Source organism: Niveispirillum sp. (genome assembly GCF_017996735.1).
Lineage (GTDB): Bacteria > Pseudomonadota > Alphaproteobacteria > Azospirillales > Azospirillaceae > Niveispirillum.
Genome location: NZ_JAGOGJ010000189.1, coordinates 1 through 10,070, shown reverse-complemented (window position 1 = coordinate 10,070; position 10,070 = coordinate 1). Strand labels below are relative to the sequence as shown.

Sequence of the window (10,070 nt, the reverse complement as noted above, 5' to 3'; positions counted from 1 at the left end):
ATGTCAAAGAAGCCCTGGATCTGACCGGCATGCAAATCCATGGTCAGCACGCGGTCGGCACCGGCGGTGGTGACCAGATTGGCCACCAGCTTGGCCGAAATCGGCGTGCGGGGGCCGGTCTTGCGACCCTGACGGGCATAGCCATAGTAGGGGATCACGGCCGTGATGCGGCGGGCGGAACCCCGGCGCAGCGCGTCGATGATAACCAGCAGTTCCATCAGATGGTCGTTCGCGGGGAACGACGTCGACTGGATCACGAACACGTCCTCACCGCGGACATTCTCGTTGATCTCGACGAAGATTTCGTTGTCGGCGAAGCGCCGGATCGACGCCTTGGTCAGAGGGACCTCAAGGCAATTCGAAATGGCTTCAGCCAGCGGCTGATTGCTGTTACCGGCGATCAGCTTCATGGTCGTGCTGCCCGTCTTTGGTGGAAAACCAGGGGTGAGCGGCTCCACCATCATGGTGACGCCGAACCTTCACAAAGGCGGGCGCACCATAACCCCGGCCCCCCGACCTGTAAACGCCGCGACCGTTGCAGCCTACAACGGTGTGACAGGCGGCCACGACATGGAAAAAGGGGGCACGGGGCTGGTCAATCAGGGTTTATCGGGCAGGGCTTATCGGGTCAGGTCGCGGGCGGCATCCTTCAGATGCCCCTTCACCTGCTGGGCCCGGCCCTTGGCCTTGTCGGCCTCGCCCTCGATTTCCATGACCGGATCATCGGTGGCCTTGCCGATCCCCTTCTTCACCGCGCCCTTGGCTTCGTTGAACTTGCCCTTGATGGTATCGGTGTTCATCGGGTTGCTCCTTGACGGTTTGATCACGGGCCAGCCGGCGGCGTGCCCTACGGATGAAACAGCAGGGGAGGCGGGTTGTTGCAGGGGTAGCCCGAAAGATCACAGTCCTCCCAATTCGCACTTCCTAATTCGAACAATGTTCAAAATCGTCACGGCTTTGCCCTTGTTCCGCCATGGCGGCCTGATTTAACAGTAGAGGGGCCGTGGTTCGGGGCCCGATCTGTTTGCCGGACCTTTGAAGGTGGATCGAATGTGCCGTTGGCTGGCCTATGCCGGTATTCCCATCGCGATGGACACGCTGCTGTTCCAGCCCTGCAATTCCCTGATCCGGCAGTCGCTGTCGGCGCAACGCAGTGTGGCGCCCACCAATGGTGATGGATTCGGCCTGGGCTGGTATGGCGATCTGGCCCGCCCCGGGCTTTACCGCGATACGATGCCGGCCTGGTCGGATGCCAATCTGCGGTCACTGGCCGAGCAGATTCGCTCGCCCCTGTTCTTCGCGCATGTGCGTGCCTCTACCGGTACGGCGACCTCGCGCCTGAACTGCCACCCGTTCCGCTATGGCGACTGGCTGTTCATGCATAATGGACAGATCGGCGGCTGGCCCGCCGTGCGCCAGGATGTGGAGGGCATGATCCGCAAGGACCTGTACCGCCACCGGGAAGGATCGACCGACAGCGAGGCCTTTTTCTATCTGGCCCTGGGCAATGGTCTGATGGAGGATCCGGCCAGCGCCTTCGCCCTGACGGTGGCGCAGGTGGTGGGCAAGATGCGGCGTGAAGGCGTCAGGGAACCGTTCCGCATGACGGCGGCCTGCACCGATGGCAAGCGGCTCTACGCCGTGCGCTGGTCCTGCGATGGCCGCTCGCCCAGCCTGTTCTGGACACAGGGCCATGTCGATGGCTGTCGCGATGGTCGCGTCTGTCTGGAAGACGGGGATGACGCGGTGATGGTCCTGTCCGAACCCCTGGATGAGGATGCCAGCCATTGGAACGAGGTGGCGGAGGGCAGCTTCCTTGTGGCGGAAAACGGGCGAGTTGCTGTACGGTCTTTCAACCCGATTGGCTGAGGGAGCCTCTACCGATGCGCAAGGCCTGGTCCATTCTGCTGCCCCTGTTCCTGGCATCCGCCCCGGCGCTGGCCGCGCCGGGCAGTCACACGGTGCCGTACAAGGAATTCTTTGACCAGATGGTGCGGTTCTATGGTCAGGATAATGATCGTCTGATCCTGCGCCTGTCGGTGCAGCCGGCCAAGGAGACGCAGCCGCTGGATACGCCCGTTGCCATGTCGGTGACGGTGAACGGGCTGTCGCAGGCCGTTATGGTGGATGACCATAATGCCGTGGCGCTGGACTATCGTCCCGATTGGGTAGCGCAGGGGGCGACGGTGACCATCAATCAGGCCCGAGAGACCTATATCATGAAGGCGCAGATCGGGATGAAGGTGCCGGGTGGCACTCAATCCCTGCGCTATACGGAGGTGCAGGCCGCGTTCGACCAGTTCAACCGCCTGATCGAGAAGGAGGCGGGCATGGTCTCCTTTCTGGCGCCGTCGGCCAAGACGCTGCGTGTCTTCTGCGGCGCGGACTGCACGGTAACGCTGAAGGGCGCCAAGGGGAGCCGGGAGCTGACGCCCGATGACAAGGGGCGGGTCAACATCCTGAACGACAAGGCACTGATGCGGCAGTACCCGGACATCATCACCAGCAACCCCGTGGCCTATACGGTACTGACCACGAAAGGGTAGGGTGCTTCCATAACGCCTGCAAATGCCGGGCTGTGCCATCCGGCGGTCTGACGGGAATGTGCGCGGGCAGGCGGGCGCTTACTGTGGCTTTGTATTACCGCCGAGATTCCCCCGGACCGATGATATAATGGCGCCAGACATGGTCCCACGGGGTGACGGCGATCAGGATGATCACCAGGCCGCAGGCAAAGATGTTGCCGGCAAGGGCGTCGGTGATCCGGTCCTCCTGCCAGGCGGGAAAAGCCACACGGGCCAGCCAGATCAGTTTCCAGGCGATTTCCCAGAACATCAGCGGCAGCATACGCAGCGGATGGCGCAGGCCCAGCAGGGCCAGGGCCGACATGGCGGCCAGCATGGCGACCACCACGCCCTCCATCATCTCCCAGCTTTGGGCCGGGTCGATGATCTGTGACCAGTTCAGATAACCGGCACCCAGTGCCATCAGCAGATAGGCGGCGCGCAGCGGGTAAAGACGCCAGGATGCGATATCGGTCATCATCTATTCCACCTGTTTCAGGATTTTTTCGACATTGGACAGTGTGGTGCGGGCGGCGGTCAGTTCGTTGCGCAGGGCATTGATGGTGCCGGTCTGTTGTTCCAGCGCCGCCACAGCCCGTTCCGCCAGATCGCGGTAATTCTGCTGATCCGCCGTCTTGGCCTTGGCCTGCACGATGGTGCCGATCATGCGCATGGCAAAGACCGAAACGATCAGCACCACAAACCAGAAGATTGAATAGAGATAGGTATCGTCTGCCATTTATGTCCCCTTAGTTCCCCGTGGTTCCCGCAGCCGGCAGGCTTTCCGTGGCCCGGCGGACGGTTTCCGCCGTCAGGTCCAGGCGGAAAGGCGCCAGTTCCAGGAAGTTCAAGGCCTTGCCATCGTCCGACAATTCCATCTGCGACGTGACCAGGCCAGCCTCCAGCAGCTTCTGCACATGCAGGTGCAGCAACGGCCGGCTGATCCCCATTTCGCGCGCCAACTGGCTGACATAATGCCTCCCGCCCGCCGCCAGCAGCGCCACGATGCGCAGCCGGTGCGGATTGGCCAAGGCACCCAGGGCCAGCAGAACCCGCCCCCCGTCGCACGCCGATCCGGCTATCTGAAGATCATCTTTCATGTGTAAGGTTTTTCTTACATATGAAATGAATTGTCAATGGGCGTTTATGTCCGGTGGATGGCGAAGCCGGTCCGGTCATGACAGGGGGCAGCCTTGCGGATGCGCATCTTGTCGCGGCCCGTCGGGTTGGCTAGGTTGCGGCGCATTCTCCGCCCCTGACCCGCAGGAAAATGCGCCATGGCCGCCGCCGCTTCCACCGCACCCGCCGCCCATCCCGACCGTGTCCTGATCCTGGACTTCGGATCGCAGGTGACGCAGTTGATCGCGCGCCGTGTGCGCGAGGCCGGCATCTATTGCGAAATCATCCCCTATAGCGCGGACGAGGCCCGCATCCGCGCCTTCGCGCCCAAGGCCATCATCCTGTCGGGCGGCCCCGCCAGCGTGACGGAGGCCGGTTCCCCTCGCGCCAATGATGTGGTCTGGACCCTGGGCGTGCCCGTGTTCGGCATCTGCTATGGCCAGCAGACCATGTGCGAACAGTTGGGCGGCAAGGTGGAGCCGGGCGAGACCCGCGAGTTCGGCCGTGCCTTTGTAGACGTGAAGGACGATTGCGCCCTGTTCGAAGGCGTGTGGAGCATCGGCGCCCATGAGCAGGTGTGGATGAGCCATGGCGACCGCGTCACCAAGCTGCCCGAGGGTTTTCGCATCGTTGCCACGTCGGAAGGCGCGCCCTATGCCATCATCGCCGACGATACCCGCCGCTTCTATGCCGTACAGTTCCACCCCGAAGTGGTGCACACGCCCCACGGCGACGCCCTGATCCGCAATTTCCTGTTCAAGGTGGCGGGTCTGAAGGGCGATTGGACCATGGCCGCCTTCCGGGCCGAGGCCGTGGCCCGCATCCGTGATCAGGCGGGCAGCGCCAAGGTCATCTGCGGCCTGTCGGGCGGTGTCGACAGCTCCGTCGCCGCTGTTCTGATCCATGAGGCGATCGGCGCCCAACTGACCTGCATCTTCGTCGATACCGGCCTGATGCGCACGGGCGAGGCAGAGCAGGTGGTGACCCTGTTCCGCGACCATTACAATATCCCGCTGGTGCATGTGGACGCCGCCGACCTGTTCCTGGGACAGTTGGAAGGCGTGTCCGACCCCGAGCAGAAGCGCAAGATCATCGGCCGCCTGTTCATCGAGGTGTTCGACGGCGAGGCCGCCAAGATCGGCGGGGCGGAGTTCCTGGCCCAGGGCACGCTCTATCCCGACGTGATCGAAAGCGTGTCCTTCACGGGCGGCCCCAGTGTCACCATCAAGTCGCACCACAATGTCGGCGGCCTCCCCGACCGCATGAAGCTGAAGCTGGTGGAGCCGCTGCGCGAGTTGTTCAAGGATGAGGTGCGGGCGCTGGGCCGTGAACTGGGCCTGCCGCACAGCTTCGTCGGCCGTCACCCGTTCCCGGGTCCGGGTCTGGCCATCCGCGTGCCGGGCGAGATCACGCGCGAGAAGCTGGAGATCCTGCGCAAGGCCGATGCGGTCTATCTGGATGAGATTCGCAATGCCGGCCTCTATGACGAGATCTGGCAGGCCTTCGCGGTGCTGCTGCCGGTCCGCACCGTCGGCGTGATGGGCGATGGCCGCACCTATGACTATGCCTGCGCGCTGCGCGCCGTGACCTCGGTTGATGGCATGACGGCTGATTATTATCCGTTCGAACACAGCTTCCTGGGCCGCGTCGCCACCCGCATCATCAACGAGGTGCGCGGCATCAACCGCGTGACCTACGACATCACGTCAAAGCCGCCGGGCACGATTGAGTGGGAATAATTCGCGCCCATCCAAACGCCGCCGATAACCGCCGATCCCCCTCTATAACGCACTGAAAATCAACAATTTTCTCTCCGCCGTCTTTCGCCGTCAATCGCCGGGCAAGCCTCGCGATCGACGGCGGAGTTGACGGTATGGGGCGTCTTGTGACATCGCAGATTTGCATATACCGTCATGGCTTAGAGAGCTTGTGACGGTATTTTTTTGACCTTATTCCATTGAGAATAAAGGACAATTCGCCGTCAGGATTGGTCGATTTTGGCCTGACGGTATTTTTAGGGGCTCTCTGGCGTTTTTTGAACGATCTAGGAGCGGCCGATGCTTACCGATGCGGCAATCAAGGCACTGAAACCAAAGGATAAATTATACAAAGTCTCCGACCGTGACGGTATGTATGTCGTCGTAAACCCGTCGGGCGCCGTCGTGTTCCGCTATGATTACCGTATGCACGGTCGACGCGAGACCTTGACCCTCGGCAGATACGGGCCGGCGGGCCTCTCTCTGGCCCGTGCGCGGGAGAAGCTGATCGACGCGCAGCGCTCAATTCAGGAAGGGCGGTCGCCCGCCCAAGAGAAGCAGCGGGAGAAGCGCCGCATCAAGGAAGCAAAGAGCTTTGGCGAGTTTGGCGAACGCTGGCTGCAAGAGCACCGGATGGCGGAGAGCACCCGCGCGATGCGGCGCTCGATCTACGAGCGCGACATCCTGCCGACGTTCCGCAACCGGCTGCTGACGGAGATCACGCCCGAGGATCTCCGGGCGATGTGCGACAAGGTGAAGAAGCGGGGAGCGCCTGCCACGGCTGTCCATGTGCGTGACATTGTGAAGCTAGTCTTTGCTTTCGCGAAGCTGCACGGCGAGAAGGTGCCGAACCCCGCCGAAGAGGTCGGGCCGGCCTCGATCGCGACGTTCGTTCCCAAGGATCGCTCGCTCTCGCCCGCCGAAATTCGGGTGATGCTCGGCCAGCTAGAGCATGTGGCGACGCTGCCGACAATCCGGCTCGGTCTGAAGCTGATCCTGCTCACGATGGTCCGCAAGAGCGAGTTGCAGGACGCGGTGTGGGATGAGGTCGACTTCGAGAATGCGGTGTGGTCGATCCCGAAGGAGCGGATGAAGCGTTCCAAGCCGCACAACGTCTAATGATCCGCGAAGACGCCATCATTGTCGCCGGGCACCAAACGCTCACGCCAAGCCGGTGCGAATTCATCCTTGTCGACCAGTTCCTGCATGAACCAACGCTCGAACAGCGGTCGATATTGGGGCCACACGGCGAGAATGGTGTCCGATGCGCGCTTCATTTCGGACCATTTCACCATGAGGCATGGCCTCTGGCATCGAAGGGCGTGGCGTGACAGAGCAACATCATGCGGCCTTCTCCTGGCGGGTCCGAATGTCGGCAATCCAATTAGCCAGCGCGCCGATTTCACTCTCGATCACGGATGATGAGGGCAAGGGAGGATTGATTTCGCCGGGCTGACTGTGAAGGAGCGCGGAGCAACGGCCGAAAGCCTCGCGCATCGTGATGCAGTCGGCATCGGTGAGGATGGTAAGCTTGATCAAGCCGGTCGTATCTACTTTGCGCGATAGCCGACGGATCACAGGTCCGACCACCTCTTCCACCGCGCGCTCCCAGCAGGTGCGAAGCTGGTCCTGGAAGGATGTCACCTCTCGAAGCCACTTCGCCTGGTCGCCACGCTCATGGTGGATCTTTACATTGGCTAGGTGGGCCTTCATGCCGTCGATCACCTTGTCGAGCGGCATGACGCTGGCCGGCGGGTCCTGATGGCAGAAGCCGGAATTATCCGCGCCACGGCTGATGAGCCGATAGGCGACCGGCGTTGCCTCGCGATCCTTGGTTGCACGGCAGGCTTCGTCGAGCAGCAGGAGAAAGGCCATGTCGTGCGTGAACACGATGACCTGGCGGGTTTCTCCCGCTTCGGCCAAGCGTGCGGCGACCCGATCGCGGTGCAGGTGGTCAAGAGAGGACACGGGATCGTCGAAAACGATGGCCGATTGCGCGTCGATGGTTGACAGCTCGGCGAGGAAAGCGGCGAGCGCTACGCAGCGATGCTCGCCTTCACTCAGAACCTTGCCGACGGGTTCACTCGGTTTGTTGATGAGACGCACCTGGAAAAAGGGCACTCCCGCTGAGGTCTTGGCCTGTTGAAGCTCGATTGCGAGGCCGGCGACGCCGAGCTTGTCGACTTCGATGGCGAAGCGGCCGCGCAGGCGGTTGGTGACAAGGGCCGGCGTTTGAAGCACCTCGCGAATGCCGGCATCCTCGATCTCCGAGACGTTCAACGCGATGGTCGCGCCGGGGGCTGGGTCCAGCGATGGCGGAGTAAAGCTGTAGATGAAGGTTCGGCTCATGCATCGGCCAGCTTGTAGGCTGACCTGAGAAGGGCAATCGCCTCATCGCGGGTAAACGGCACGTTGAGCGCTTTTGGATCGAGAGTGTCGTCGGCCGCTGCCAGATCAAGGAAGCGTCGCATGTCGTCGCGAATTTGATCGGGCAAGGTGATTGAGACATCGCCGGGCAGAAGCTGGGTCAAGCGGAGCACATCATTGCGGTGCTTCTTGATGTTTTTGCTGTCGATCTTTTCCCCGGCTTCGGCCCGCGCGGACAGATCGAGGAATGCCCGCGCTTTGAAAGGGATAAGAAGTGTTTCATCGATGACGGTTACGCCCTCGATCTTTCGCTTCGCAGACTGCAACGCTTCATAATATCCGTCGTCGAGCAGAATGGCCGACAGGCTGACGATGTCTTCCTCAACCGGGATGGGGGTGAGTTCTGCATTTTCCGGAAGGTCGAGGGTGCCCGGCTTGCGGGAAAACAGCTCGATCATGAAGGGGAAGCTCTGGTCCGACGGCTTGTGGAAGCGGTAGAATTCCTTTTCGCCGGTGCTGCGTTCGCGTGCCTGATAGCCGCCTGCATCCAGAAACGCTTTGAAAGCGGTGCCGAAGGCGGCATCGACCACCTCAACGCAGAGCACCATATCGATGTCCTTGGTGGCCCTGAAATCGAGACCGGCTTCATCGAACAGGAGGTCGCATGCCGCGCCGCCGATGATGGCGTAGTGGTCCTCATGGCCAGCGAAGTATTTCTGAAATTTATCGATGCCAGTTACCAAGGGAGGTTCTCCAAAAGTCGATCCGCAGCCATGGCGACACGCTCGTCGCGATGATCCCGGAATTGTGCGTACAAGGACAGGACGTCCACGGTATTTGTGTCGGACAAGGCGGCCGGATCGTAGGACCATGTCTCGATGATGCAGTTGGCTTCGTCGCGGTCGGTTTCGGCTAGGTCCGCCGTTTGCGAAATCGCTTTCCAGTCGCTGGCGGCGACGGCGAAAGTGTCGATGCGGGGGCTAGCCAGGTCCGTGAGGTGGGATAGAGCCGTTTCCCCGGCCAACTTCAGGTGCGCGCCGAAGGCGCTACCGCGCACGAATTTCAGGGATCGAACCGGACTGCGGAGATGTGGCGTTGCATCCTCCAGGAGCTGCCGCCCTTCTGCCTTGAAATGAATGCGCCTCTCTTTTCCGTGCCGGACGGTTTCGGCGAGGCCAGTGGCAACCAGAGCGTCGAACGCTCGGCCGATCGACATCGCCGAGTAATGCAGGCGGTCAGCCAGGAGGGATGGCGTTGTCATGCTCCGGTCGAGGTGCAGGATGTGATGGAAAAGGACGGTTTGGGCGGCAGGAGACAGACCGTCCGCCTGTCGGTTGCGCGGTGCACGGAAATGCTCACGCAGATCGATCGCCAGATCCGGTATATAGAGCTGGTTGCCGGGAACGATAAAAGGAACACCTTGACCGATGAGGCGCGACCGGTTGTGCGCACTGATGGTCATGGTGGCAAACGCCACCGTCGCATGGGTGGCATTGCGGACTATGTCGATATGCTTAGCGATGTCGGCTGGAGTGCCTGTGCCGTCGAGCTTGGCAACGATGACGCATTGGCGTCCAAGAATGCGGGCCTCGTAGAGCGCGTAGATGCGTCCGATAAATGCCGGCAAGCTGCGCGTGGCTTCGAATGGGCGGACATTAATGCGTTCATGAAGAAGCTCTCCCAAGTAGCGTTCTAGCGCATCAGGAAAGGGACCGTCGGAGCGTGAGAGGTCTTTTGATAACATGGTGGCGAACGCTAACATTGATAATGTTAGTGTGCAATCCGAATGTTATTGATGGAGCGGCTACTGGCTCGGCGAGGCCCAGTGATGGTCGTTAGCGTGTACCGGCTCTGCGCTCACCCCGACGAAGCCGAAGTCGGGCTCGGCTCACGATGGAATCTTCCGAGTGGGATGGAAAATAGAACCGCGAGCCGGTACGATGTAGCTCTTGCGAAGACATTCGCTGTCTGTTCTGCGAACTGAAGCGGCGAGCGTCACCGGCGATAGATGGCGGAATTTTTTTCGAGCCAACCAGCCGAAAAAAACCAATGATTTCAAGAGGGATAGCTTTTTGACGGTGGGTGTGGCGGCATATGACCTCCCAAAAATATTTTTTCGCTTTGTTTTTCAACTGGTTAGGGTCTGTGGGGATTCACAAAAGGGGCTTTATGTGATTCAAGCTCTGGATGGATAGGAATCTTCTGACGGACGCCCAATGGGCGAAGATAGAGCCGCACTGCCTTGGCAAGCGCACCGACCCTG

General features: G+C 61.1%; 12 protein-coding genes and 1 pseudogene. 4 read left to right on the top strand and 9 right to left on the bottom strand.

The features are described from left to right. Together prs and KBA48_RS30575 are read right to left on the bottom strand one after the other, a co-directional pair. Positions 1 to 410 (bottom strand): ribose-phosphate diphosphokinase (gene prs, locus KBA48_RS30580; RefSeq protein ID WP_292912472.1); only part of this gene is annotated, 410 nt, incomplete at its 3' end. 210 nt (positions 411 to 620) lie between these two features. Continuing rightward, a complete protein-coding gene (locus KBA48_RS30575) occupies positions 621 to 800 on the bottom strand; it encodes a CsbD family protein (protein WP_292912471.1) in 180 nt (59 codons plus the stop codon). Positions 801 to 1,050: 250 nt separating this feature from the next. Between KBA48_RS30575 and KBA48_RS30570 the strand changes: the two genes are divergently transcribed. After that, complete coding sequence (locus tag KBA48_RS30570; RefSeq protein ID WP_292912470.1) at positions 1,051 to 1,869, top strand: class II glutamine amidotransferase; 819 nt, start codon at positions 1,051 to 1,053, stop codon at positions 1,867 to 1,869. Between the two features lie 14 nt (positions 1,870 to 1,883). Further along, entirely contained in the window at positions 1,884 to 2,546 is a 663-nt protein-coding gene (locus KBA48_RS30565) for a DUF2987 domain-containing protein (RefSeq protein WP_292912469.1), read from the top strand. A 94-nt stretch (positions 2,547 to 2,640) separates the two neighbouring features. On the opposite strand, the gene KBA48_RS30560 is transcribed toward KBA48_RS30565, so the two are convergent. Genes KBA48_RS30560 through KBA48_RS30550 form a run of 3 tightly spaced genes read right to left on the bottom strand, consistent with a single transcriptional unit; the run spans position 2,641 to position 3,664 of the window. Next, a complete protein-coding gene (locus KBA48_RS30560) occupies positions 2,641 to 3,045 on the bottom strand; it encodes a hypothetical protein (RefSeq protein ID WP_292912468.1) in 405 nt (134 codons plus the stop codon). After that, on the bottom strand, positions 3,046 to 3,303 hold the full coding sequence (locus KBA48_RS30555) for a hypothetical protein (protein WP_292912467.1): 258 nt from the start codon (positions 3,301 to 3,303) through the stop codon (positions 3,046 to 3,048). A gap of 10 nt (positions 3,304 to 3,313) precedes the next feature. Continuing rightward, positions 3,314 to 3,664, bottom strand: a complete 351-nt coding sequence (locus tag KBA48_RS30550) for a helix-turn-helix domain-containing protein (protein WP_292912466.1) — start codon at positions 3,662 to 3,664, stop codon at positions 3,314 to 3,316. A 177-nt stretch (positions 3,665 to 3,841) separates the two neighbouring features. On the opposite strand from KBA48_RS30550, the gene guaA reads away from it, so the two are divergent. Continuing rightward, a complete protein-coding gene (gene guaA / locus KBA48_RS30545) occupies positions 3,842 to 5,422 on the top strand; it encodes a glutamine-hydrolyzing GMP synthase (protein ID WP_292912465.1) in 1,581 nt (526 codons plus the stop codon). A 318-nt stretch (positions 5,423 to 5,740) separates the two neighbouring features. Beyond that, a pseudogene (locus KBA48_RS30540) lies at positions 5,741 to 6,556 on the top strand (tyrosine-type recombinase/integrase); the annotation flags it as partial. On the opposite strand, the gene KBA48_RS30535 reads toward KBA48_RS30540, so the two are convergent. The 4 genes from KBA48_RS30535 to KBA48_RS30520 all read right to left on the bottom strand — a co-directional run bounded on the left by KBA48_RS30535 (position 6,556) and on the right by KBA48_RS30520 (position 9,491). Then, positions 6,556 to 6,717, bottom strand: coding sequence for a hypothetical protein (locus tag KBA48_RS30535; RefSeq protein WP_292912463.1), 162 nt, complete (start codon positions 6,715 to 6,717; stop codon positions 6,556 to 6,558). The pseudogene KBA48_RS30540 and the gene KBA48_RS30535 sit on opposite strands and share 1 nt — an antisense overlap. Positions 6,718 to 6,781: 64 nt before the next feature. Continuing rightward, on the bottom strand, positions 6,782 to 7,789 hold the full coding sequence (locus tag KBA48_RS30530; RefSeq protein WP_292912462.1) for an AAA family ATPase: 1,008 nt from the start codon (positions 7,787 to 7,789) through the stop codon (positions 6,782 to 6,784). Beyond that, positions 7,786 to 8,550 carry a hypothetical protein gene (locus KBA48_RS30525; protein WP_292912461.1) on the bottom strand — a complete coding sequence of 255 codons (765 nt, stop codon included), beginning with the start codon at positions 8,548 to 8,550 and terminating at the stop codon, positions 7,786 to 7,788. The genes KBA48_RS30530 and KBA48_RS30525 overlap by 4 nt, the downstream gene beginning before the upstream one ends. Next, positions 8,544 to 9,491, bottom strand: coding sequence for a hypothetical protein (locus tag KBA48_RS30520; RefSeq protein WP_292912460.1), 948 nt, complete (start codon positions 9,489 to 9,491; stop codon positions 8,544 to 8,546). The genes KBA48_RS30525 and KBA48_RS30520 overlap by 7 nt, the downstream gene beginning before the upstream one ends. Positions 9,492 to 10,070 lie beyond the last annotated feature (579 nt).

Bases quoted from the DNA above. Each gene is read 5' to 3' on its own strand.
- KBA48_RS30575 (WP_292912471.1), bottom strand. From the start codon at position 800: ATGAACACCGATACCATCAAGGGCAAGTTCAACGAAGCCAAGGGCGCG.
- KBA48_RS30570 (WP_292912470.1), top strand. From the start codon at position 1,051: ATGTGCCGTTGGCTGGCCTATGCCGGTATTCCCATCGCGATGGACACG.
- KBA48_RS30565 (WP_292912469.1), top strand. From the start codon at position 1,884: ATGCGCAAGGCCTGGTCCATTCTGCTGCCCCTGTTCCTGGCATCCGCC.
- KBA48_RS30560 (WP_292912468.1), bottom strand. From the start codon at position 3,045: ATGATGACCGATATCGCATCCTGGCGTCTTTACCCGCTGCGCGCCGCC.
- KBA48_RS30555 (WP_292912467.1), bottom strand. From the start codon at position 3,303: ATGGCAGACGATACCTATCTCTATTCAATCTTCTGGTTTGTGGTGCTG.
- KBA48_RS30550 (WP_292912466.1), bottom strand. From the start codon at position 3,664: ATGAAAGATGATCTTCAGATAGCCGGATCGGCGTGCGACGGGGGGCGG.
- guaA (WP_292912465.1), top strand. From the start codon at position 3,842: ATGGCCGCCGCCGCTTCCACCGCACCCGCCGCCCATCCCGACCGTGTC.
- KBA48_RS30535 (WP_292912463.1), bottom strand. From the start codon at position 6,717: ATGAAGCGCGCATCGGACACCATTCTCGCCGTGTGGCCCCAATATCGA.
- KBA48_RS30530 (WP_292912462.1), bottom strand. From the start codon at position 7,789: ATGAGCCGAACCTTCATCTACAGCTTTACTCCGCCATCGCTGGACCCA.